We start from the raw sequence: 25439 nt of genomic DNA, 5'->3' as shown, positions 1-25439 counted from the left end.
ACGCATGACCATCCCCAAATATTTCCGCCCCGATATGGAGCAGAAGCTCGACGGACTGGACGAGCTGGCCCGGGATTGCAGCTATTCCTGGGTCCATGGCGCCGACGAGATATGGCGCGAGCTGGATGCCGAATTCTGGGCGCAAACCCGGAATCCCTGGCTGGTGCTGCAAACGGTTTCGCGCGCCCGTCTGGAAGAGCTGTCGAAAAGTGAAACTTTCTGTGAAAAACTGCGCACGATCGTCTCGGCCCACCGCCAGTCCCTGTCGGAACAGCGCTGGTTCCAGATGAAACAGCAGCAAGACATAGCCCTGCAAAAAATCGCTTATTTCAGCATGGAGTTCGGCCTCAGCGAGGCTCTGCCTATCTATTCGGGCGGGCTCGGCCTGCTGGCCGGCGATCACTTAAAGGCCGCCAATGATCTGGGTCTGCCGCTGGTGGGCGTCGGCCTGCTCTATCAAAAAGGCTATTTCCGCCAGGCCTTCGATGCCGATGGCAATCAGATTGCCCTTTACCCGGCCAGCGAAATCAGCGATATGCCGATCTCGCCAGTCCGGATCAATCAAGGCGAATGGCTGCGCATACAGCTGCTGACGCCGTCCCGATTATGGGTGCGGGTATGGCAGGCACGCATCGGCCGCATCAAACTGTACCTGCTCGATTCCAATGATCCGGCCAATCATCCGGTGGATCGCTGCATCACGGCTGAACTGTACGGCGGCGGATCGGAATACCGGCTGTCCCAGGAAATCCTGCTCGGCATCGGCGGCTGGCAGGTTCTGCAGGCATTGGGCATCACCCCTGATGTCTGCCATCTGAACGAAGGCCATGCCGCACTGCTGGTCCTTGAGCGCGCACGCCATTTCATGCAAAAACACGCCGTCGATTTCGCGACGGCCCTGACGGTGACGCGCGCCGGCAACCTGTTCACCACCCATACCTCGGTGGAAGCTGGCTTTGACCGCTTCAGCCCCGAGCTGATCAAGAACAGCTTGGGGCTTTATGCCAAGGAACTGAATCTCGATCTCGATGAGCTGCTGGCTTTCGGCAGAATTCCCGGCAACAACAGCCCGGCAGCACCTTTTAACATGGCCTACCTGGCGATACGCGGCAGCGCCGCCGTCAACGGCGTCAGTCGTTTGCACGCAAAGGTCAGCCGGGATATTTTCAATCCCCTGTTTCCGGGCTGGCCGAAATATGAAGTACCGGTCACGCATGTTACCAATGGCGTCCATGTCCCGGCCTGGGATTCCATGGAAGCCGACGAGCTCTGGACCAACTTGTGCGGCAAGAGCCGCTGGTTTTGCGACCCGGCGCATCTGGCCGAACAATTCCGCCGGGTCAAGGATCAGGACCTCTGGCACTTACGCGCTCAGAACCGGTCCCGGCTGGTGCAGTTCGTCAGGGACGAATACAGCCGGGAACTGAATGTGCACAGCAATTTATCGGACAGTGAACTGGAAGATCTGGCGTTGCGCCTTTTCGACCCGAATGTGCTGACTATCGGCTTTGCCCGCCGTTTCGCGACGTATAAAAGGCCCAACCTGCTGCTGACCGATCCCGACCGGCTGACGCGCCTGCTGACCGATATCCACCGCCCCGTTCAACTGGTCATCTCCGGCAAAGCGCATCCGGCGGATTTGCCGGGCCAGCGCCTGATCAAGGACTGGAACCAGTTCATGCGGCGGCCGGAAATCCGCAATCATGCCATATTCCTGAGCGATTACGACATGATCACGGCCGAGTACCTCGTGCAAGGCGTCGATTTGTGGATCAACACGCCAAGACGGCCCTGGGAAGCGTGCGGCACCAGCGGCATGAAAATCCTGGTCAACGGCGGCCTGAACCTGTCGGAGCTGGACGGCTGGTGGGCCGAGGCCTATCGCCCGGAGGTCGGCTGGGCATTGAACGGGCACGAAGCCGAGCATACCGATGCCGACCAGGCCAACATGCTGTACGACTTGCTGGAGAAGGAGATCGTGCCGGCCTTCTATGAACGCAACGGCAACGGCATTCCCGAGCGCTGGATAGCCAGGATGCGCGAAAGCATGACGACCTTGACGCCTTATTTTTCAGCCAACCGCATGGTGCGCGAATACACCGACCGTTTCTATCTGCCCCTGGCCGAAAAGCATCACCATCGCGCCGCAAACGGCGTCCGGCCCGGCCAGTCCCTGACCCGCTGGCTGTCCCGTCTGAGTGATCTGTGGCCTAAAATTCATATCGCGCGCGTCGAGATCGAAAACCGCGAGGCCGAGTATTTTTTCAGCCTGCAGATTTACCTGGGCGACTTAACGGCGCAGGATGTCAGAGTCGAACTGTTCTCGGAACCGGCGGAAAACGATATGGACAACATTCATGAAATGCGCATCGACCATGCGCTGCCCGGTGCCGTCAACGGTTTTGTCTACAGCATCAGCATCCCGGCAATACGGCCGATGTCGGACTATACGCCCAGAATCATACCCAACCATCCCGACGTCAGCGTGCCTGCGGAAGCCCAGCCTATTTTATGGGTAAAATGAGCGATCAACAGAGAAGCCCAGGGATGGGTTTCTCATCACCATAATCTGTTGAGGTGCAATATGAACATAATCCTGACACACGGTCTGCTCGGGTTTGATACCCTGCCTGTTTTACAAGTCGACTACTTCAACGGCATCAAAGAACATCTGGAAAGCCGATTCCAGGCCCGGGTACTGGTCACTCAAGTTCATCCTGTCGGCGGCATTGACGTGCGCGGCGATGAACTGAAGCGGCAGATTCTCAAGGCATTGGGCCAGACCGGCGCACCGCCCGTCCTGGACCCGGACAAAAAAGTGCATATCATCGCCCATAGCATGGGCGGACTGGACGGCCGTTATCTGCTGTCTCCGGCCAATCCCGGCAATATTGCCGACCGGGTCTGCTCGCTGACCACGATCGGCACGCCGCATCAAGGCTCGCCGCTGGCCGATCTTTGCGAATCATTCGCGGACGGTGAATCCAAGATCCCCCTGGTAGGCGCCATCGAGGGAGTCATCCGCGACATAGCCGATAAATTCCATTGGCTTGATGGTTTGCACGATTTAACCGCCGAGCCTATACGCAAATTCAACGACACGTATATCGACAACCCCCGTCTCAACTATTTCTGCGTGGCCGGCAGCGGGCGCGATGGTTCATTGAAGACGTGCAAATTGCTGCTGCCGACCTATGGATACCTCGCAAAAGCCACAGACGGGGAAAACGACGGCATGGTGCCGGTTTCGTCAGCCCTGCGCGTCGGCTGGGAAGCCATTACCCCGCCCTGGCCCGCTGACCATTTCGATGAAATCGGGCATGATCTGGATAAGGGCCTGGACGGCAAGCCTGTTCATTTCGATTATCTGCGCGGATATGAAGAAATTGTGGAGCGTTTACGGAACTGCCAGGTATAACTGAGCTGAAAAGCATGTGTAGGCTGGGTTGGAGCCTTAGCGGAAACCCGGCATGGGCGGCCCCGAAAGGCTGGGTTTATCAACCCAGCCTACACCTGCTGCTGTGCACCTCTGCAAATCAACGCCGCATCCCCGGCGGAGAACTGTAGCTGTCCAGCACGGCAATATAATTGGTGCGTTCGAACGATTCGGGATCGGCGCAAAACTGCTGGCTTAAACGGCCTTTCATTGCCTTGACCGAAGCATACTCATGCTGTTCCATCCAGGCCATCAGACCGGCTTTGATGCGCGTCAGCTGTTCCGGTCCGTGCAGCAGCAGCGTGGCGCACAGATGCGTGACGTCGGCGCCGGCCAGCAGCAGCTTGATGACGTCAGCGGCAGTGTGCACGCCGCCGGTCGCGGCCATCGACAATCTGACCCTGCCGTAAAGAATGGCGATCCAGCGCATGGCCAGCAGCGCATCGGCGGAGGTGGAAAGATGCAGTTGCGGGATGATTTGCAGGTTATCGATATCAATATCAGGCTGGTAAAAACGGTTGAACAGCGCCACAGCATCGACCCCTTCGTTTTCCAGTTCCTTGATAAAATAAGGCAGCGCGCTGAAGTAAGGAGACAGCTTCATCGCAATCGGAATGTCCACCCGCCGGCGCAGCACCCGCAGCAATTCCAGATAGCGGTTTTCCACATCCATGTTGGTCTCATAAAGATCGGTATCCAGGTAGTAGACATTCAGCTCCAGTGCATCGGCGCCGGCCTCTTCGAGTAATCTGCCGTTTTCCACCCAGCCATTCAGGGAAATACCGTTAAGACTGGCGATGACCGGGATGTTCAGCGTATTTTTCAAGGCCGCAAGATGTTCCAGATACTGATCCAGTCCCTGCTGAAAATGACTGTCAAAAGGCAGAAAACTCTCGGCTTCGCCGTGACCTATGGTCTGATGAATCAGAAAACGCGCCGTCATTTTCTCTTCGTTGCGCAGTTCTTCCTCAAACAGCGAGTACATGACCAGGGCCGATGCGCCGGCGTCTTCGAGGCGGCGCGCCGAATCGATGCCGCGCGACAGGGGCGATGATGAAGGCACCAGCGGATTGGCCAGTTTAAGCCCCATATAGTTTGTACTCAGGTCTATGCTGCTCATGATCAGTCTCCTTGTTCATTTTTATTCTGCATGCCAGACGGCTGCTCGGCCTGCAATCGGTAATGCCGATAGCGGTCGTTCACATCGCGCTGGGCCTGGTGCATGAGGCGCTCCGACTGCTCGGCATGCGTGCGGCTCAAAATACTGAATCGCGCCTCGGTCATGGCAAAGTCCCGGTAAGGGATGGACGGTTTCTGGCTGTCCAGGGTCAGCGGATTCTGGCCCTGCGCCGCCCGTCTCGGATCAAAGCGCAGTAAAGGCCAGTGGCCGCTGCGCACGGCCAGATCCTGCTGCCGCAGATTGTTCGACAGGTCGACGCCATGCGCGATGCAGGGGCTGTAGGCAATAATCAGCGAAGTGCCCGGATAGGATTCGGCCTCCAGAAACGCGTGCAGGGTCTGAATGTCCTTGGCGCCAAAGGCGACCTGGGCCACATAGACCTGTTCGTAATCCATCGCCAGCCGCGCCAGATCCTTTTTAGGGGTAGTCTTGCCGGCCGCCGAAAACTTGGCGACGGCGCCCCTGGGTGTAGCCTTGGAGGTCTGACCGCCGGTGTTTGAATACACTTCCGTATCGAGCAGCAAAATATTCACATCGCGGCCGGCAGCCAACACATGATCCAGACCGCCGAAGCCGATGTCATAACCCCAGCCGTCGCCGCCGACAATCCAGACGCTGCGCTTGACTAGGTTTTCCGATGCTTTCAGCAGGCGGCCTGCCGCATCGGAAGCGATGCCTTGCAGCCGCTGGTTCAGCTCGATGACGCGCTGGCGCTGGTCGTAGATGCCGGCCTCGTCGCCTTGGTCGGCATCGAGAATCGCATCGGCCAGTTCCGGGCGGACCTGATCACGCAGGCTTTGCAGCAGCTCGCGCGCGTACTGGGTTTGCTGATCGATGGCGATGCGCATGCCCAAGCCGAATTCGGCATTGTCCTCGAACAAGGAATTGGACCAGGCGGGACCGCGCCCCTCGGCGTTTTTAGTCCACGGCGTCGCCGGCAGATTGCCGCCATAAATCGATGAACAGCCGGTCGCATTAGCTATCACCATGTGATCGCCGAACAGCTGACTGACCAGCCGCAGGTACGGCGTTTCGCCGCAGCCCGGACACGCGCTTGGAAACTCGAACAAGGGCTGAAGATGCATGGCTTCGGGCAGCTTGTTGGGGTGCAGCCGGCGGCGGTCCGGCTCCGGTATTTGCAGGAAAAAGTTCCAGTTCTCGCGCTCCTGAGCGCGCAGCGGCGGCTGCGGATGCATATTGACGGCTTTGCGCTCGGGATTTTCGCGGTCGCGGATCGGGCAGACCTGCACGCACAGGGTACAGCCGGTGCAGTCTTCGGGCGCGACCTGATAACTGATCAAAAGATCGCTGCCGAGGGCCTTGCTTTTGACCGGCACGGATTTGAACGTCGGCGGCGCATTTTTAACGCTGTCGGCGGTAAACAGCTTGCTGCGAATTACGCTGTGCGGGCAAGCGAACACACACTTGCCGCACTGGATGCAGATATCGGGCTCCCAGACCGGAATCTCGAGAGCAAGATTGCGCTTTTCGAAGGCGGCGGTGCCGGTTTTAAAGGTGCCATCGGGATCGAAGCGGCTGACCGGCAAGGAGTCGCCGCGTCCGGCAATCATCTCGGCGGTCAGCCGCTGCACATAATCAGGCGCGTCGGCGGCCACGGCGGACGGCATTTCAATCGCGCTGTCCGCCTGTTGGGGCACGGCGATCTGATGCAACTTGGCCAGCGCTGCGTCGATCGCGTCAAGATTGGCCTGCTGTATGCGCTTTCCGGCCTTGGCGTAGGTTTTCTGCCCGGCGGCCCTGATTTCGTCAAGCGCCTCATCGAGCGGAATAATATGAGACAGGGCGAAGAAGCAGGTCTGCATGACTGTATTGATGTGCCGCCCCAGGCCGCAGTTTCTGGCGATTTCATAAGCATCAATCGCATAGAAAGCGATGTTTTTTTCAATGATAACCTCCTGAAAACGACGCGGCAGACTATCCCAGACCTGATCGGCGGGAACAGAGGTATTCAGCAGAAACACAGCCCCCGGAGCCGCTTTGTCCAGCATGGGATAGCGCTCCAGAAATACCGACTGATGGCAGGCCACAAAACTGGCCTCGTTATCGCCGATCAGGTAGCTGGAACGGATTTTCTCGGGACCGAACCGCAAATGAGAGACCGTGACGGCGCCGGCTTTTCTGGAATCGTAGACAAAATAGCCCTGCGCTTGAAGCTGCGATTTATCGCCGATGATCTTGATCGAATTCTTGTTGGCGCTGACCGTGCCGTCGCTGCCCAAGCCGAAAAACACCGCGCTGACCGTAGCTTGGGCTGCATCGGTGCGAAATGACGGGTCCCAGTCCAGATGGGTCTGCGTGACATCATCGATAATGCCGACCGTGAACGGGTGCTTGGGCCGTTCCCTGGCCAGTTCATTGAAGATGCCCTTGACCATGGCCGGCGTAAATTCTTTCGAGGACAACCCATACCGGCCGCCGACGATTTTGGGCAACCGGGCGAATCGGGGATTGTCGCCCAGATAGTCGCGCGTAATCGCGGTCAAAACATCCTTGTATAAAGGTTCGCCGTCGGCACCCGACTCCTTGGTTCTGTCCAGCACCGCCAGGCTGCGCAGCGCGGCCGGCAAGGCATCGACCAAGGCCTCAGGGGCAAACGGACGGAACAGGCGGACTTTCAGCACGCCGACTTTTTCCCCGCGCGCGGTTAAATGCTGGACGGTTTCCTCGGCGGTTTCGGCACCGGAGCCCATCAGCACGATGACCCTTTCGGCATCCTCGGCGCCGACATAGTCAAACAGGCGATACTGGCGTCCGGTCAGCCCGGCAAAGCGGTCCATCATGGCCTGCACGATACCGGGCATGGCCTGGTAATAGGGATTGGCGCTTTCCCGCGCCTGAAAAAACACATCGGGATTCTGGGCGCTGCCGCGCAGGACCGGATGGTCCGGCGACAAGGCGCGACGGCGGTGCTGGTCTATCAGATCGTCGTCGATCATGGCCCGAACCGTCGCTTCATCGACAGGCTCGATCGTGGCAATCTCATGCGAAGTCCTGAAGCCGTCGAAAAAATGCACGATCGGGATGCGCGCGGCCAGCGTTGCCGCCTGCGCAATCAGGGCGAAGTCCATGACTTCCTGCACCGAATTGGCCGACAAGAACGCAAAGCCCGTGGCCCGGGCCGCCATCACGTCGCTGTGGTCGCCGAAGATCGACAAGGCATGCGTCGCCAGCGTGCGGGCCGCGACATGAAAGACCGTCGACGTCAGTTCGCCGGCGATCTTGTACATATTCGGAATCATCAGCAGCAGTCCCTGCGAGGCCGTAAAGGTCGTGGTCAGCGCGCCGTTTTGCAGGGCGCCGTGCACGGCGCCGGCCGCGCCGCCTTCGCTTTGCATTTCAATTACCTGCGGCTGCGCGCCCCGGATATTCCTGCGCCCTTCCGAGGCCCAGGTGTCGGACCACTCTCCCATAGGCGAGGCCGGCGTGATCGGATAGATGGCGATGACTTCATTGGTCAGGTAAGCGACCTGCGCTGCCGCTTCATTGCCGTCAATCGTGATGGTGGTTGCTTTTGACATCAATCGTCCCCGTAAATAACTGCTGTTGCAGTGCCTCATGGTCCTGCCGCAACTATTCGATGTTGATTCGCATCAATTGATTCCTCTGTGACACCTGGAACATCAAAATATTCGCTCTATTTTCCAGAACAGCCACATAATCATCCGTTCTTTGTACCAAAGCATCTTAAACTCATGAGAAATGAACAGACCTGAAGAGACTCTGTCTTAATCTCAAAGGCGGCTCGATTTTCGCCGAAAAATGTTCCCCGATTTGTCAATCAAGCAAAAACAGAGGTATGTCATGGCATTAAAAGAAGATTTTGAAAAGTTGCTCGAATCCTTAAAAACCGAGCGTGATGAAATCAAGCTGAAACTGCATTTAGGTTCCATGGAAGCCAGGGACGAGTTTGAGGGGGTCGAAAAAAACTGGAACGCTTTTACCCAGAAAGCGGCAGACATCGCCGATGATACGGTGGAAACCTCTGAGGAATATATTGAAAAGGCTAAAGTAGTCGGTGAAGAACTGAAAGCAACCTATGACCGGATCAGGGCGAGATTGTCCAAATAATTGACCAAACTATCTTAGCTCATAGGGCGGAATAGCGTAGCGTATTCCGCCGCATGTTAGCTTCCATTCGGCGCATTACGCTATCGCTAATGCGCCCTACGCGGGCTCATATTCCAACATCATGGAACTGCCCTTTTCCTCATGCAAGGAACGGACATCGCCGCCTATCGCCTCCCCATACCCGTCTTAATATCTATCTTGAGAGGGAAAAGACTCGATGTGTCGGCCGTATAGTCGGGCGTGATTGGCACAACGGTGATGTACCCTTTCGAATACCACGTGGTGTCGGTGCCTGGGAGCTCGGGCGTCTCGTCCGGGGCAATCTCCGTGATCCCGCCCGGGAGCGTGGTGCCGACTGGTACATCGGCGCAAGGCTCACGACAGCCGATGTTGACGGTAACCGTATCGGCACCAAAGCTCACGACCAGATCGTCCATAAAGGTGACCGTGCGACCCTGCCGTGTGACAAGGATGCCGGCGGGCTCGGCTAGCGGCGGGTAGTTGATGTTGAGACCTAATCCTTGTGGCAACAGGCCCTTTTCGCCCGCTAAGGAGCCAGCCTCACGTTCGAGGTGGGCAATGACATTAACGAGAAAGTCCGCCACCTGCGCAAAATGGGCCTCATTCCGTGCACTGCAATCAGGCGTGGACTCGCCGCACAACGGATCGGTGCTGATCGCGATGGCGGGGACAGCGCCATTGAGCATGGGAGACAGCGCGGCAATGGCGGCACCGACTGTACCCGAAAACTGGGTAGCAGCGCCGATGTTGGCGCCGATGTTGATGCCGGACACCAGCAGGTCGGGCAGCCGGCCGGCGCGTTGCCGCGCGATATCGATGGCAACGAGAGCGCTGGTCGCCGGTTCGGCGCCTTCCGTCCCGTCGCCAATGGCCACGGAATACTCGAGCGCACCCTCGTCATCCCGGCGCTTGGTAATCAGGAGGTCCGTCATGTTGAGCCCCGCACTGCTGCTGCTTTGCTCATTGAGCGGGCCAGCGAGGACCACGGTATGGCCGGCGACTGCCAGTGCCCGCTTGGCGGCTTGGATCCCGATTGCATCCCAGCCGTCGTCATCACTGAGGGCGATCGTAAGTGCCCAGATGTCGGGCGAGGACACGAACAACAAGGCGGCGAGCGCAGCGTTGAAGAGTTTGCGGTGTTTACGATCGTTAGGACGCATGGTATACCTCCACGTATCGGTATTTTGCAGCCACGCCTGCGTCATGGAACCTCTCTGCGGCTCTGTGGACGCTCACAGCCGCATACTGGTCAGGGGCTCTGCGGCCGAGCCTTGCCATCGAAGACGATGACCAATGAGGTCAGCATCTGCCTGGAATCGGCACCCCGGGCCGTACCCGGAACAACGTAGTTCCGCTCGATGAATGTCACTGTCTCGCCTTTCGGAATCATCTCCTCCGTGACTTCGAAACAATGGGAGAGCCCTGTGCAGTCGCGCGCGAAGTACTGGACGTAAAACGGGTCGGTGTTGCCGACCGTTTCCGAGAACGCCGACGCAGTCCCTGCGAGCTCTTCGTCGAAGACGTTTCCGATGCCCTGGAGAACCGACGAGCGATTGAGCGCGATGCTTGAGTACGTGGCATTGCCGGTGGCCGTTTTGAGAGTACCCATGACGGCAAGCACTTGGCCCGAATCGATGCTGTAACGCTGGCTGAGCCGCCAGTCTTCGTCCTGGTTGTCGCCAATGCAGTTCATGGGCCGTTCCAGGCAGTGCTGCCCGACGAGATCCACGGCCAGTTCCAAGTTCTGGAACGGCTGCTCGGGAGCGAAGGTCTGTCCCCAGTGCTGTTTGACTGCCTCGATCAGAGCCGCGAATTCACCTTGGAGCCCCAGCTCGGAGCGGGCGATCCGCTCATCATAAGCGGGCTTGGGATAAGGCTCGGTGGGACGCGCCGTGTTCATGTCCCTCACCCGGAGCACGGCCAGCGGAAGCTGCTGACGCCACTGCTCACCGGCTGCCTCGTCCTCCGGACGTGTATAGCGGATGAAGATCGACAGGTCATCCGCCTCGGGCCCTAGCCCTGCCCGGAAAACCTCCGTTGACACGGGAGTGGTAAACACCTGATTGCGATCGGGGACGCCCGCCCGCAGCAGCGCCTCGGTCACTGCCCGCTCCATCACCGCGTCCGGCGTGATGATGAAGAAGCGCTGCTGGTCAAAAGCCGCTCCGGACTGCCGCTCGATGACGACGTTGTTGATGCTGTTGCCGAAGGTCGCGAGCACCTGTGAGCGGGAAGGTGTCGGCGAAGCGGCAAAGAGCAGATCCCGCAGGAAAGGGTCCGTGACCGACTGGAAGACCAGATTCGCGGGGTCGATGATCCCTTCGCGCGAGAAGACGTAGGTGTGCATCCCGAAAAATTTCCCGGGCGGCGGAAGCTGCGCCAGCACGACCAGCGCCTCCCGCTCATCGAGGCGGAAGTTGACCTGGGTGTCCTCCGGCATCGGTCCGAGCAGGTCCTTTATGTGCTCGTCCACGAATTCGTCCGGCCAGAGCGGAACGGAGGGATTGATATAAGGCGACGCGGGGTTGTTCCCGAAACAGTTCCCAACCACGGCGATCGAGAACTGGCAATCCTCGATCGTGAACAGGTCCCAGAAGCCGCGCGTGACCTTGTAGCCCTTCGCCTCGAGATCGGCTTGAAGATTCCGGACCTTCTGCTCGAGCGATTCAGGGAGTTGATTGTTGTTCGAACCGTTATTTGAGTGGCTCATCGCGGGTGCGGAAAAGATCATTGCAACGAGCACGAACCAAAGCAGGCGTAATCTCATAAATCCTCCTCGACCATGATGGTTGGAGTGAAACGGAGCGCGGTGAGATGCGCTCGCGTGTTAGCATATTCTTATGCCGCCGTCATCTAGTTGATGCAAAAGTTGACCCGGCTATCCCGCTTTCGTTCCGCTCACGTGGACAGGCCGCCTTTTAGTTGACTCTAATCAACAGGCTGAAAGGATTTTTTTGCGCTCTCGTGGATTAATCCGCCATCTGCATCCGGATGGGCTGGTTTAATCGCCCTTTCATCAGTGCGTGATGACAGAATGGTCGCCACAGATACGCAAGTTGCCTTGCGTTTTCCCAAGCCTCACGGCTTAGTCGCCAGCGGCGATGGACTTCCCCATTTGCCGCTGAATACAAACTGGCTCAACGGCTTGCGCTGTCTCGGCGCCAGATCGCGCTCTTTCAGATTATCAGGCAGGCCGGCTATATCGCCCTTGTAGCCGATGGCAAGCGCCGTCCACGCCTCCGAATCTTCGGGTATCGCATACACCTCGCGCGCCCGATCCGGCAGAATGCCGATCATCTGGTGAACAACTAGTCCCCTGGCGGTGGCTTCGAACAGCAGGTTGCCTGCGGCAAGGCCAAGGTCGTGAACGGCGGCCCGATTGACCTTGCCGTTGCGCGCGAACTTCAGGCTGACGATGCCCAAAGCCAGCACCGGCGAGGCCTTCGCCCAAACCTGATTGCCCTCAACCAGGCAGGACAGAAGCTCCTGAAACTGCTCGGGATTGTCCTTCGTCGCTATGATATAGCTCCAGGGCTGCTCGTTATAGGAAGACGGCGCCCAGCGGGCCGCTTCAAACAGCGAGCGAAGATCGTCCTCCGGAACCGGCCGGCCCGCGAAGGCGTAAGGGCTCCAACGTGCCGCTATAAACTCGTGTACGGGATAATCAGGTGAGGCTTTTTTGTCGGACATAACGGCTTCTCCGGGTTTTTGAATTGCATTTAGACAATTGACCGATTGCAATATCTCCTAAGTTTTGTAGGGTATGCAGCGCATACCTTTTTCAAACCCTATCTGACTCGTTGCGGCTTTGGAGAGGTACGCAGTGCGTACCCTACGGTGCTACGGTGCTGCGTGCCGGCATCGCCAACAACTCAGTGCGTTCCGGCAGTCCTACTGCTATGCCTTCAGCTTATACCGAGCGTGAACTCGACGTTGTCCGCCCACTCCGGCCGGTCGATCAATGGATTCCGGTTCCCCTGCTTCTCGTAGATGGCCATGTTGCGGTGCTTTTCGTATTCGTCCGGCAGGTTAGCCCTGTGCCAGGCCAGCAGTGTCGGCAGGCGATCCGCCTGCATTTCGCGGCCTTCATCGCCTACTTCGCCGGGGTAACGCAGCATAAAATACAGCGCCGCCCTCGCTACGGCGCCCTTGCCTCTGAGCGGTTCGAACTTGTCGTCTCCTAAACGCTTGCCGCACATGTCCATGACGGCTTCCTCGAAATCGGGAAAATCGTAGTAGGGAATGTTTGAGCGGAAACTGTTGCATCGGGTTTCGCAGGCAAACAGATGATGAAGATCGCCGCGCATCGGCTCGCGCTTGCCGAACCAGGACTGCGGAACCACATGCTCACAATTGTAGGGAGCCTGACTTTCCAGAAAGTCCAGTTCTTCTGCGATTCTTTCAGGAGACGGACTGCTCTCTTTAAGGAGGAATTCGCGCATTTTCGCCGCGCGCTCCTGGTCAATCCTGAAATCCTCGCGGATAAGCGTTTCCGGCTCGAAATCCTGACCTGAATAGATGCTGCGTATCCTGCGGTCCGGATGCAGATCCACCCAGGGATAGACATGGCGCGCCGGTTTATACGCGATCCGGGTCCGGTGCGTGGACCGCAGCAATTGATTAAGCTTCTCGAACAGGCTTGTGCCGGAGATGCTGGCAGGGATATCGGCATAATACGCGTCCGCCGCTCGCGCATCCGTCTCCGCATCGTAATAAGCTCGGGTCTCGGCCAATGCCAGCTCGTTCAGCGCTTCCCGGAGCGCTGCATCTTCTCCGGGCGGCGCGGCAGGCTCTGTTTCAGACGGCTGTTCCGATATCGGGGCAACTCCGGCCGGGACTGCTCTGCCCAGGCTGACATGGATGCGTAGGGGAATCGTCCAGGTCATTCCGCCGTCCCTGTTTAATTCAGGTTGCGATTGGAGCGGAATGCCGGATTTGTCCGCCGATAAATCAACTTCGGGTACATGAATGAATGGCGGAGCCGCTTCGAACATTTCTGTCCGCATCCGCTGCTGTGCGGCGTTCAAACGCTGGTTCTTGATATGAGCCACAAGCCGGCTGACCAGCGCTCCCTCGTTGGCTTTCCAGGCAATGCGGTGCTCTCCCATCCAGGGTTCCCAACGGCGGCCGTCCGTCGTCAGCACATTGCCCTGAGGGTCGCGCTCAGGCACGCCGGAATGGTGGAGCGCGACGACTTCCCACTGGTCGTTGAATACCGGCGAGCCGGAGGAGCCCGGCGCCGTGTCTGTCTGATAGTGCAGGAACCGCTCAAGCTCGTCCACTACGCGGTTTTCACGAAGCGCCAGCTGCTTCGGTTCACCATTGGGATGTTGAATGATGTTAACCCACTCCCCGACCATCAGCTTGCCCGACTCCTGAATGAGGCGAAGCCAGCCGAACTCGGCCAGGCCCGGGTCCGGGCGCAATGCAACAAGGGTATAATCAAGCGTCGGATCGGTCAGAAAGAACTCCTCGGGCGCGAACTGGAAAACGCGGGAAATCTTGAACTGACCATCAAGGCCAACCTGAAAATTGAACTCTGCCAGGCTGGCGGTCGCAGCTTCGCGCGCTTCGAGAACATGATTATTGGTCATCAGCAACCGGGGCGAAACCAGGAAACCCGTCCCGTAGCCGACCACAGCGCCTTGAGAACTCTTGATCTGTACGCGCGCCACAGCGTGAGAGATGGACAGGCCTTTTTCGAGAAAACCGATGCCCATAAAATCGTTCGTGCCCAGTATCCGCTCCAGCGCTATGGGAAAGTTCCGGGGAGGAGGAACACTGGGTTTGGTTGGCGTAAATTTCAATCCTTCGCCGATAATCGCCCTGGCCGTACTGGAATCGGCGTTGAGGCGGGATAATCGGTTTTCAACCAATTCCGGCGGATTTGCCTCAAATATCTTTCCTTCTCTGATGAGCTTGGTCTTTTCGTTCCGCTCCCTGTTTCTATTGAAATAGCGCTGCTCGGTTTGTTTGAGGATGTTCTCGAAGTTCTTCATATTTTCTCCTCGTCAATAATAAGCATTGCCTCTTTCCGTCAAGGATACATGGCCTTGTCATGAAGCAGGCGCAGATTCCCGGCCAGCCGACAGGTTCAAAAATCCCTCCGCTCCTTGTCCTTCTTGGGAGCGGCTACGGCTTGACGACAATATCGATCGGCCGTTTGATGAACGGGTCGCTGATCGTGGTCAGGACCTTATCATCGGACGCATCATTGAGACCGTTGGCGACGATGACCGTTACCTGATTGCCGCGCTCATGGCCTACATAGAGCTTGCTCTGGTCCTCAGTGGACCAGATGGCGTGCGGCTCGCCTTTGAACGCCGGTCCGGTGAGCTGGTTCACGATAGCCCGTGTTGCGCGATCAATAATCACGATCTTCCCCTCGGGGTCGGGATTACCGGGACTGGGCGCCGGCCCGCCAATGGTGACATAGGCCAGGCCGCCGACGAAGAAGATGTGGTTGGCGCGCGGCCCCACATTTAACGTCGTGATGGCGCCAAGATCGCTGGTGCGCAATATCGACAGTGTGCCCGCGCCCTTATGGACGATATACAGTTCCTGGTCGTCAGGCGTCACCAGGCCGAAGGGGCTGAAGGGTGCCGGCACGGCCGCGCTGGCGATGACTTTATGTGTACTGGCATTGATCTTCTGGACCACCGCTTCCTTGCCGGAAACCACAAAACCGAACTGTCCGTTGGAGGTGAAGGAGACCATCGATGGCCCGCGCATGGTGCTGATGGTATTTGTGATTTCCATGCGATCGGTGCGCCGCAGGCCGGGCTTGAAGAGATCATCGTCGTCAAGCTTCAGCACGTCGATATAGTCCTCGCCGCGAACTGCCACCCAGGCCTCGTCCCCGTTCGGGTGTACGGTGGCAAGATGAGGCTCCCGGCCTACGGGTGTATAGCCGAGGACGTTGTTGGTCGCCGTATCGATGGCTACGACAGTCCCCGAGATGCGGCAGGCCACGAGCAGGATCGAACCGTCGGGCGTGAGCCACAGCCCGTGCGGGTCCACATGCCCGTTATAGAAGGGTTTGTGATGGTCGGCTTCGCCGTTTAACGGTCCATCCGGCTGCGGCGTGCCTGTTATGGCGGGGTCCGAGCCCAGACCGATGGTAGCGGTTACGGTGTCCGTGTTTGTATCGATTACGGAGATAGTGACACTCTGCTCGTTGGCGACATAGGCCGTATCGGCCCATGCCCTTGGCGCCATGATCAGTATCATCAGCAGAGCAACGAGGAATACCGGTTTTGTTCTATGGGTCTGCATAGCAAGCCGCCTTTCTTCCCGCGGAAGATGTGATGGCAGAACCTTTTAAGGTCGGACTCATGATCCCTTACCCTGCGCGGCCTCAAGAGATCATGACATTTTGGCTACTTCGCCGATTTCGACACGATTATTTGAATTGTGTTAGCAAAGTAGAACATTCAATCAATATTCTAATTATCACAATCGGGGGCATGACCAATTGATTTCTGTCATGGGAACTGATGTTACGCACGGGCAGCTTTTTTATGCCGTTTGCCGCTCCCGGGCACTACCGCTCTTGAGCCGCCTTGACCGAAAGCGGCCCAATGCGCTTGTAGGTGCGAATTCACTTGTGCCCTTTGGGTATTCGCACTATTCGCACTCAATGACTAACAAGGCGTCTCGGGTCGAATTAGTTCGACCCTACAGGCGTCATTTGACGTAGGGGCCAATTGTCTGCGTAACATCAGATGGGAATACGAGTCTGGAATCTGAATTTTTAAAAAATCGCTTTTAAATTCATGTCTACTTATCAACCTCCACCCCGCCAGCCCACGAGTCAGGCGTCTTCGGCAGCCGGCCCAGATCATCGATGACCTGCACCGAGTGAGGCTCCGCATCCGACCATCGCCACAACACCAGGTTATGGTTGTCCGTCGAGCAGCCGGGCGCGAAGCTGCGCACCCGAATGCCGGCGATGCCGCAGGCCTGCAGTCGATCGGCCAGCAGCCAGGTCGGCGGCTCCAGGTTACGGAAGGCCATGTCCTCCCAGGCGCAGCCTAGCGGGCAATCGATAAACTGTTGTATTTTGTGATCATTCAGATCGGCGATATGGGCGCAGTCAACCTGGTACGCCACCAGCGTCATGGGCTGGGGCTTGAACGGGAAACCCTGTTGCGCTTCCATCCAGGCTGTGGTCGGGTCCAGTGAGGTGTAGAGTGCGCTGTTGCCGGGCCGGTTGAAGCGCCCGCCGTGCCTTTTTGCGCCCTCCCCTGAGAGGGGCGTGTAGGCCCACATGGGATGATGGGCTCGATAAACTATTCCGGTGAATTGGCTGGTGGGTACTTTCAAGCGTAGCCGCCGTCGGCGATGCGGGAGAGATAGGCTTTAACGGCGGCCGCGCGGCCTTCCTTGACGAGATCCTCGGCGGTTTTATCGCCGAACGAGGGCAGCGGCTGGGAACGGAACCAGGCAAAGGCGCGGCCTGCGCCGCCGGACCATTCCGCTACATGATTGATGATTTCGACGGTGTCCCGCAATCGGGCCTGTGTCGTTTTGCTCTTGACCCGGTTGCTCTTGGAAACGGAGTCGCGCGACAGCCCCGTCACCTCGGCAAGGTCATGCTGCGTAATGTGAAGAACCCTGGCCAGCGAATTCGCGGCCACATAGCCTTCATCGTTAATAACCTCATGTAAAAAATCCACGCTTGCCATAAATGCCTCGCTATTTGCCCGTTATGTTGGTCCTATTATAGGGCCATATCCGATAATCTAAAGTCACAAATCAAAAAAATCAATACGCAATCCCTTGCTGCCCTATCCGCTTCGTCGACAAAGCCGGTAATAAGCTATAATTCGACAACTCTGCCACCTAAGTCAGGCGCATCGGTTGCAAAGGCTACCGCAAACCGGTCATTCATGGCAGACCGACTTAAATATACAGCATCCCAATTCCTGGGAATCCGATTCTTAAAATAAGACCAATTTATGAATAAACCTATGCAATCTAGTTTACCCAAGACCGGTTTGGCAGGCCTGGCGGAAAACTGGCGCCGCGATCTGGCCTCCGGTTTCCTGGTTTTTTTACTGGCCTTGCCGCTGTGCCTGGGCATTTCCCTGGCCTCCGGCTTTCCGCCGGCCGCCGGCATTATCTCCGCCATGGTCGGGGGCCTTCTGGTATCGCGGATCAACGGTTCGCATCTGACCATCAACGGCCCCGCCGCCGGCTTGATCGTGGTGCTCTACAGCGCCGTGCAGGCGCTGGGAGAAGGCGATGCGATGGCCGGCTACCGCTATACGCTGGGCGCAATCGTCATTGCCAGCGTCCTGCAAGTGTTGCTGGGCGTCTATCGGGCCGGGCAATTGAGCTCGTTTTTCCCGACGTCCGTCGTGCATGGCATGCTGGCCGCGATCGGCCTGATTATCATCGCCAAGCAAAGCCATGTCCTGCTGGGCGTCAACCTGGAATTCGGCAGTATTCTTTCAACCATTGCCCAGATTCCGCACAGTATGCTCTACCCTACTCACGCGGTTGCCTTCATCGGCCTGAGCGGACTGGCGATTCTGATTGTCTGGCCGCTGCTCAGGCACCCGACCTTAAAGAAAGTGCCGGCGCCGCTGGTTGTGCTGATAACCGGCATGGGTTTGGGGCAATTTTTCGGTCTGCAACATGAACACATCCACGCTTTCTTTCTGGACAAAGCCTATCTGGCCAATCACGCACATCTGATTCAGCCGCAATTTCTAGTCGACATTCCCGACCAGTTTACGTCCATCTTCTATTTTCCGGACTTTTCCAAGGCCATGACCGTTGAATTCTGGGAAGCCGTAATCGGCATCTGCCTGATAGGCAGCCTTGAGACTCTGCTGGTTGCCAGCGCCGTGGACAAACTCGACCCGTATAACCGCACCAGCGATCTCGACCGTGATCTGGCCGCCGTCGGCATGGGCAATGTGGTCGCCGGTTTGCTGGGCGGCGTGCCGATGATCGCCGAAATCGTGCGCAGCTCGGCCAATATCGAAAGCGGCGCCCGAACCGGCTGGGCCAATTTTTTCCATGGTTTGATTTTCCTGGGATTTTTTCTGCTGTTTCCGCATGTCATCCATAGCATTCCGCTGGCGACACTGGCCGCGCTATTGGTCTATACCGGCTATCGCCTGACATCGCCCAAAACCTTCCAGCATGTCCTGTCTGTCGGCGTGGAACAGCTGTTCCTGTTCGTCATCACGATTGTCGGCGTGCTGGCGACGGATTTGCTGATCGGTGTGGCGCTCGGCATAGCCGCCAAGCTGGCGATTCAGGTCATGCGCGGCGTCTGGCTGGATAATATGTTCCGCATTTATTTTAAAATTGACCGGCCCGACCGCCAGACCATCGTCGTTAAATTGCTGGGATCGGCGCTGTTTTCGAATTTTCTGCCGCTGAGAAAAGCGCTGAGCGAACTTGAAGGCGGCAAAACCCTGGTGTTCGATTTTTCAAACGGCTACCTGATCGATCATACCGTCATGGAATTTATCGACGACTTCAGCCGGGACTACGAAGCTCAAGGCGGAAAGTGTCAACAGGTCGGCCATGCCCTGGAAAAATTCTCCGACCATAAACTGGCGGCGCGCTTGATGACCGCCGATGACAGGCTAAAGTAAAGCTTGCATGGAAGCCGGGCAAGGCTGTTTATAGAAAGCGGCCCGGACGTTCCCACTGCCTGCAACGACAGTCAATTCCCGAACGGAAGCGGAGGCTAAAAAACAGCCGCTTCCGGCCTCGGCCCGCCCAGCCTCCTCCACTGGGAACAGGCATATCCGCGCGGCTTTGCCCTTTAAGTTTAAGGGTAAGCCTTCAAAGCGCAATGTCATTTTTAAATGACTTATGTATAGCCTTATGCTTTCCTGCCACTTCCCATTCACTTACCTTCTCAAGCTGTAACTCATCAAATCGGATATTCCTGAGTAAAAAATCAGGGTTTGACCCGATTTTCATACTGTACCTCTACCTTATAAAATCAACCCGCTATTTAATAATTTCTTAAGGTATTGCTGCGCGGGAAAACGAGGACTCAAGGATACTTTTAAGCGGCGATGATTTATTCAATTTAAGTAGGGAGATGTCATGAAATTTCAGCACATCAGTGACAAGCGGGAAAAAGCCTGCAACATACCCAGACGCTGGCAGGTGACCGGCGGCGCCTGTCTTCCATTACTCGTCGTGGCGCTGGCCTATGCCGGCCCGGCACAGGCCAATTGCAAGACTACGGTATCGGCCGATGTGATCGCCCTGGATCATGTTTTTTACTATAACCGCCTGGGCGCGATGAACCCCTCGGGCATGATCTACGCGCTGAAGTCCGATGTGGTCGATCTCTCGGGCGGGCCGAATCCGGGCCCCGGCAATGCCAGGCTGCGGGACGACAAGCGCCCCAGGCCGCTGACCTTGCGCGTGAACGAAGGCGATTGTCTGCAGGTCCACTTCACCAACTGGCTGAGCCCGAACCTGAACGGCTCTCTACAAGTCCCCATTCCGCCCAGCGATCCTCCCAACAGCACGCCGGTGCGCAATGACGACGGCCCCGCCACGCGCAAGGCCTCGTTTCATGTCATCGGCATGCAGCCGAAAGACATCATCTCCGACGCCTCCAATGTCGGCAATAATCCCAGCGGGCTGGTCCCCCCCGGCGGCAGCCTGACCTATACGTTTTACGCCGAGAAGGAAGGCACGTTCCTGGGCTTTAGCGCCGGGGCCATGACCGGCGGCGAAGGCGACGGCGGCTCGCTGGCGCACGGCCTGTTCGGCGCGGTCAATGTCGAAAACAAAGGCGCGGAATGGTACCGCAGCCAGGTCACAGAACAGGATCTGGCCCTGGCCGCGACATCATCTACCCTATCCAAGGCCGATGGCAAATTCTATCCGGTCATCGACTATCAGGCCGTCTACCCGGCCGTGGACACCCGCAAACCGCAGGAAAAGCTGACACTGGCCGCTATACCCGGCGGCTTTAAAGCGACGATGAGCCGCCTGACCAGCGATGCCGGCTTCATCCCCGGCGATCAGGGCAAAAAACTGATCGCCGCCGGTCTTGAGGGCACCATCACCGCCGTTAATCCTGATGGTTCAGCCACCGTCACGGCAACATTGGCCACCACCCTGGAAGCACCTCCCTATGCGTGGCGGATCGAAGGCGCGACGCCGCATCCGCTGGCCGGCCGGCCCATCCTGAGCCTGCTCGACCACAACAACAAGATCGTCCACGCGGACCTCAACGCCATCATCACCGGACCCAACCGGGGCAAATTCAGCCCGGCAGTCGAGCCCAGAAATGCCGCGTATCCGGACCGCCTCGATCCGTTCCGGGAATTCACGGTCGTCTTCCACGACGAAGCCAAGGCCGTGCAGGCGTTTCCGGATTGGTTCAACGATCCGGTACTCCGCCACACCCTGTTCGGTGTCCGGGACGTCTTCGCCATCAACTACGGCACCGGCGGCATCGGCTCGGAAGTCATCGCCAACCGTCTGGGGCTTGGCCCCATGAAGGACTGCGTCGATTGCAAGTACGAGGAGTTCTTCCTGACCTCCTGGGTGCTCGGCGATCCGTCCATGGTCGTGGACGTGCCCGCGGGCATCAACTCTGACGGAAACATGGGCGTCGTTCCCAATCCGGAATTCGCAACCAAGACCTTTTTCCCCGACGACCCGTCCAATGTGAACCACAGCTATCTGAACGACCGGGTCAAATTCCGCAACCTGCATGCCGGTCCCAAGGAGCATCACATCTTCCATTTGCATGCCCACCAATGGCTGCACACGCCCGACAGCGACAACTCGACCTATCTGGACAGCCAGAGCATCGGGCCGGGCGGCGGCTACACCTATGAGATCGCCTATCACGGCAGCGGCAACCGCAACCGGACAGCCGGCGATTCGATCTTCCACTGCCATTTCTACCCGCACTTCGCCGGCGGCATGTGGTCGTTATGGCGCGTTCACGACGTGCTGGAAACCGGCACCGTGCTCGATGCCGACGGCCGGCCGGCGCCCGGCGCCCGAGCGCTGCCCGACCGGGAGATCAAGGTCGGCACGCCGATCCCGGCTGTCGTACCTGTGCCGACCATGGCCATGGCGCCGCAGCCCGGCGCCAAGGTGGAAATTGCCGACGGCCAGGTCAAATTGCCTGACGTCGCTTCCGGCAATCCCGGTTATCCGTTTTTTATTCCCGGCATTGCCGGCCATCGGCCGCCACAGGCGCCGCTGGATCTGGTCGAGGACGGCGGCCTGCCGCGCCATGTGATCGCCGACGGCACGGCCGTCAGTGAACAGAACCGTCTTAGCTTCGACAAAAACATGACCACCCTGTCGGCCATCAAACTGCCCGCCAACGGCACCCCGTGGGAACGGAAAGCCATGATTTTCCATGGCGGCGATGGTGTGACGCCGGGCCCGAAAGCCTACAGCACGCCGAAACCGGAAGGCGGCACGGGCGCTTTCAAGGTCAACGGCCTGCCGGCCCAGCCGGGCGCGCCGTACGCCGACCCCTGCGTCAGCGACAAACAGCAGCCCACCGGCAAGCCCCGCTTCTACCACGCCGCCGCGATTCAGCTGGACGTCAAGATGAACAAGGTGGGCTGGCATTTCCCGCAAGAGCGTATCCTGACCCTGCGGGATGATGTCGAAGACACGCTCGATGAAATCAAACCGCCCGAACCCATGTTCATGCGCGCCAACACCGGGGACTGCGTTACTTTCCAGCACACCAACCTGGTTCCGCATCTTTATGAGCAGGATGAGTTTCAGGTGGCGACGCCGACCGACACCATCGGCCAGCATATCCATCTGGTCAAGTTCGACGTCACGTCCTCGGACGGTTCCGGCAACGGCTGGAACTACGAAGACGGCACCTTCAGCCCCCAGGATGTGCTTGAGCGTCTGACAGCAATCAACGCTCAAGGCGGCGATTGGCAGGACACTGAAAATCCCAATGCCGGCAAGCCGCCGGTCTGTTCCCTGGGCGACTTCCGGCGCGGCGGCGGTACCTGCGTGCAGACCACCGTGCAGCGCTGGTTTGCCGATGATCTGCTGAACAATCTCGGCCAGGATCGCACCCTGCGCACCGTGAAAACGCACGACCACTTCGGCCCGTCCACCCATCAACAGGTGGGACTCTACGCCGGCCTGGTGATCGAACCGGCCAACTCGGTCTGGAAGCACAATGAGACTGGCGAGGTCCTGGGCGGCCGGGCGGACGGCGGCCCGACCACCTGGCAGGCCATCATCGAGCCGGGCGGCGGCAAGGACGCCTATCGCGAGTTCCTGCTGCACCAGGCCGATTTCTCGCTGGCCTACCGCGACGATGAAACCCCGGTCAATCCGCCCGCCAAAGCGGAAGCCGGGCTCCATGATCTGCTAAAAGTTGCCGAAAACTGTCCGGGCGGCGTTCCCCGGCCCTGCCCCGAGGCCATCTCGGCCGACGATCCCGGCACCATGACCGTCAACTACCGCAATGAGCCGATCGCGCTGCGGGTCAACAACGGCGCCAACGTCCAGACCCCGGGCCGGGCCGGCGACCTGTCGTTCGCGCTGGAATCGCGTACGGACCGGGCCATTGCCGCCCTGAACAGCCAGCCGGACTTTTTTGCCCAGCCGTTAACCCGGGATGTCCTGCCCGGCGATCCGTTCACGCCGCTGCTGAAGACTTTTGCCGGCGACAAGGTCCAGCTCCGGGTTATTGTCGGCGCCCATGAGGAAGGTCACAACTTCAGCGCGCATGGTCTCAGGTGGCTGTTCGAGCCCTCGCTGAAAGACTCCGGCTATCGCAACTCGCAAATGATGGGCATCTCCGAGCACTTCGAGTTCGAGGTAAACGCCATTGACTCCGTCAGTCCGGGCACGCCATTTGTCGATCTGGCCTATTTCCCGGGCGCGGCGACCGATGATATCTGGAACGGCCTGTGGGGCATCATGCGGACCTACAACGATAAAGGCACTTACTCGAAGCGCTACCCGAGACCGACGTTGGCGAAACTGCCGAGCAATCCGGAAGGCACCGTGCTGCCGGTCAACTGTTCCCTGGACAAACGTGGCCGGCAGAGCTGCATCACGACGCATGGCGTCTGCCCGGCGAAGGCACCCAAGGTCAACTTCCAGGTGCATGCGTTCCTGGCCAAAGACCTGCTGGGCGGCCCGCTGGTCTATAACGAACGGGCCGGGCTGGAAGATCCGGGCGCCATCCTGTTCGTGCGCGGCACCGATCTGGACGCCTCCAGGAAAAAACTGAAACCCGGCGTGCCGGTTGAGCCGCTGATCCTGCGCGCCCGCGCCGGGGACTGCATTAACCTGACCCTGTTCAACCACCTGCCCGCCAACCTGGGCAACACGCAACAGGATGGCTGGAGCACGCTACCGATGATCGTCGAAGGCTTCAACAACAACGACATCCGGCCCTCCAGCCATATCGGCCTGACCCCGCAACTGGTGGAATTCGACCCCGTACGCGGCGCCGGTCTGAGCATAGGCCAGAACTGGACCCTGCCGGGCGGTGATACAGTCACCGCCGCCCCCGGCAAAGTGGCCAGCTATAAATGGTATGCCGGCAGGACGACACCCGCGGCCTATCCCGATGCCAGGTCGAAACTGAAGAAGCTGTTTGCCGAGCCGGTGGAATACGGCGCCGTCAACCTGATACCGTCCGATCGCATGAAGCAGGTCAGCAAGGGCGCCATCGGGGCCCTGATCATCGAGCCGCAGGGCGCGAAGTGGCAGGAGGATGCCGACATGCGCGCCTCGGCCACGGTCACGCTGGCGAACGGCAAGTTCTTCAGGGAACACGTGCTGCTGTTCCAGGATGACCTGAACCTGCAGCAAAACGGCGAGGCCGTGCCCAATCTTGCCGAGACGGAAGATCCCGAGGATAGCGGCCAGAAAGCCTTCAACTACAAGACCGAGCCGATGTGGACCCGCATACCGTTTGAGCCGGATACCCCGTTGTCAGTAACGCGCGGCTTTGACTTCAGCAATGTGCTGACCGGCGAGGCGGAAACGCCGACTTTCACGGCCAAGGCCGGCGATCCGGTCCGGCTGCGCGTGCTGCAAGCCGGCGGTCATGCGCGCAACCATGTGTTCCAGCAACATGGGCACATCTGGCTGGAGGAGCCGTTTACCAACGGTTCAACGGTGATCGGCACCAACAGTTTCTCGGAATGGCATGGCTCTCAATCCGGCATCGGGCCGGGCAGCCATTTCAATTTCCTGTTGGCCAACGGCGCCGGCGGTATCTTTAATACGCCCGGCGATAACCTCTACCGCGATCAGGCATCGTTCCTGTTTGACGGCGGCTTGTGGGGTAAATTACGGGTCAAATAGCATCCCGTAAAGCGCATTGGAGTGCAGCCGGTTTGCGGCTGCACTCTTTTTATTATCGACAAGCCTATCCGCACAGTGCGAACCGGGCACAAGTACCCAAAGGGCATAAATGAATTTGCACCGGCAATTTCCCCCCGCTCATCATATGTTCAATCGATAAACCGCCAGCGGATTATCAGCCATTCTCGGTTTTGCTACCAAAGCGCGATGTCATTTTTACTTCCTGTCCATCCGCCTTTCAATCCGGAACTCACCAAATCGGGTATTTCCTGAGTAAAAAATCAGGGTTTGACCCGATTTCATACTCCGTTTCCACAAGCTAAAGTCAGGGCACCCATTAATAATTCTTAAGGTATTGCTGCGCGCGAAAGCGAATGACTCAAGGATACTTTT

General features: G+C 58.4%; 15 protein-coding genes. 5 read left to right on the top strand and 10 right to left on the bottom strand.

Annotation, left to right across the window (positions count from 1 at the left end; all coding sequences use genetic code 11):
• Nucleotides 1-4 precede the first annotated feature (4 nt).
• On the top strand, nucleotides 5-2524 hold the full coding sequence (gene glgP / locus METLU_RS0104760) for an alpha-glucan family phosphorylase (RefSeq protein WP_027157227.1): 2520 nt from the start codon (nucleotides 5-7) through the stop codon (nucleotides 2522-2524).
• Between the two features lie 60 nt (nucleotides 2525-2584).
• Nucleotides 2585-3418, top strand: a complete 834-nt coding sequence (locus tag METLU_RS0104755; RefSeq protein ID WP_027157226.1) for an esterase/lipase family protein — start codon at nucleotides 2585-2587, stop codon at nucleotides 3416-3418.
• A 118-nt stretch (nucleotides 3419-3536) separates the two neighbouring features.
• Here METLU_RS0104755 and METLU_RS0104750 read toward each other — a convergent pair whose 3' ends face one another.
• Both METLU_RS0104750 and nifJ read right to left on the bottom strand, forming a co-directional pair.
• Complete coding sequence (locus tag METLU_RS0104750; protein WP_027157225.1) at nucleotides 3537-4556, bottom strand: dihydroorotate dehydrogenase-like protein; 1020 nt, start codon at nucleotides 4554-4556, stop codon at nucleotides 3537-3539.
• Between the two features lie 2 nt (nucleotides 4557-4558).
• Complete coding sequence (gene nifJ, locus METLU_RS0104745; RefSeq protein ID WP_027157224.1) at nucleotides 4559-8155, bottom strand: pyruvate:ferredoxin (flavodoxin) oxidoreductase; 3597 nt, start codon at nucleotides 8153-8155, stop codon at nucleotides 4559-4561.
• 283 nt (nucleotides 8156-8438) lie between these two features.
• Between nifJ and METLU_RS0104740 the strand changes: the two genes are divergently transcribed.
• A complete protein-coding gene (locus tag METLU_RS0104740; RefSeq protein ID WP_027157223.1) occupies nucleotides 8439-8705 on the top strand; it encodes a hypothetical protein in 267 nt (88 codons plus the stop codon).
• Nucleotides 8706-8869: 164 nt separating this feature from the next.
• Here the strand turns inward: METLU_RS0104740 and surE are convergent, their stop codons facing one another.
• From surE to METLU_RS0104705, 7 genes are all read right to left on the bottom strand, one after another.
• Nucleotides 8870-9886, bottom strand: a complete 1017-nt coding sequence (gene surE, locus METLU_RS0104735) for a 5'/3'-nucleotidase SurE (protein WP_196806498.1) — start codon at nucleotides 9884-9886, stop codon at nucleotides 8870-8872.
• A gap of 89 nt (nucleotides 9887-9975) precedes the next feature.
• A complete protein-coding gene (locus METLU_RS0104730) occupies nucleotides 9976-11493 on the bottom strand; it encodes a hypothetical protein (protein WP_027157221.1) in 1518 nt (505 codons plus the stop codon).
• A gap of 311 nt (nucleotides 11494-11804) precedes the next feature.
• Nucleotides 11805-12416 (bottom strand): nitroreductase family protein, encoded by a 612-nt coding sequence (locus tag METLU_RS0104725; protein ID WP_027157220.1) that lies wholly within the window; start codon nucleotides 12414-12416, stop codon nucleotides 11805-11807.
• Between the two features lie 215 nt (nucleotides 12417-12631).
• Nucleotides 12632-14725 (bottom strand): endonuclease, encoded by a 2094-nt coding sequence (locus METLU_RS28250; RefSeq protein ID WP_027157219.1) that lies wholly within the window; start codon nucleotides 14723-14725, stop codon nucleotides 12632-12634.
• A 133-nt stretch (nucleotides 14726-14858) separates the two neighbouring features.
• On the bottom strand, nucleotides 14859-16001 hold the full coding sequence (locus METLU_RS0104715) for a YncE family protein (RefSeq protein ID WP_027157218.1): 1143 nt from the start codon (nucleotides 15999-16001) through the stop codon (nucleotides 14859-14861).
• Between the two features lie 504 nt (nucleotides 16002-16505).
• Nucleotides 16506-17051, bottom strand: a complete 546-nt coding sequence (locus METLU_RS0104710; RefSeq protein WP_027157217.1) for an RES family NAD+ phosphorylase — start codon at nucleotides 17049-17051, stop codon at nucleotides 16506-16508.
• The gene (locus METLU_RS0104705) at nucleotides 17048-17413 is read right to left on the bottom strand and encodes an antitoxin Xre/MbcA/ParS toxin-binding domain-containing protein (protein ID WP_027157216.1); all 366 of its coding nucleotides are present in this window, start codon (nucleotides 17411-17413) and stop codon (nucleotides 17048-17050) included. Before METLU_RS0104705 ends, METLU_RS0104710 begins: the two co-directional genes overlap by 4 nt.
• A gap of 273 nt (nucleotides 17414-17686) precedes the next feature.
• On the opposite strand from METLU_RS0104705, the gene METLU_RS0104700 reads away from it, so the two are divergent.
• On the top strand, nucleotides 17687-19342 hold the full coding sequence (locus METLU_RS0104700; protein ID WP_027157215.1) for a SulP family inorganic anion transporter: 1656 nt from the start codon (nucleotides 17687-17689) through the stop codon (nucleotides 19340-19342).
• Between the two features lie 193 nt (nucleotides 19343-19535).
• On the opposite strand, the gene METLU_RS28595 is transcribed toward METLU_RS0104700, so the two are convergent.
• Nucleotides 19536-19676, bottom strand: coding sequence for a hypothetical protein (locus METLU_RS28595; protein WP_231383546.1), 141 nt, complete (start codon nucleotides 19674-19676; stop codon nucleotides 19536-19538).
• A 129-nt stretch (nucleotides 19677-19805) separates the two neighbouring features.
• Here METLU_RS28595 and METLU_RS24510 point away from each other — a divergent pair, with 129 nt between their 5' ends.
• A complete protein-coding gene (locus METLU_RS24510; RefSeq protein ID WP_051299779.1) occupies nucleotides 19806-25046 on the top strand; it encodes a cupredoxin domain-containing protein in 5241 nt (1746 codons plus the stop codon).
• Nucleotides 25047-25439 lie beyond the last annotated feature (393 nt).

It is taken from the genome of Methylobacter luteus IMV-B-3098 (genome assembly GCF_000427625.1).
Lineage (GTDB): Bacteria > Pseudomonadota > Gammaproteobacteria > Methylococcales > Methylomonadaceae > Methylobacter > Methylobacter luteus.
The sequence above is the reverse complement of the archived record's forward strand: the minus strand, read 5'-3'. Positions and strand labels throughout refer to the sequence as shown.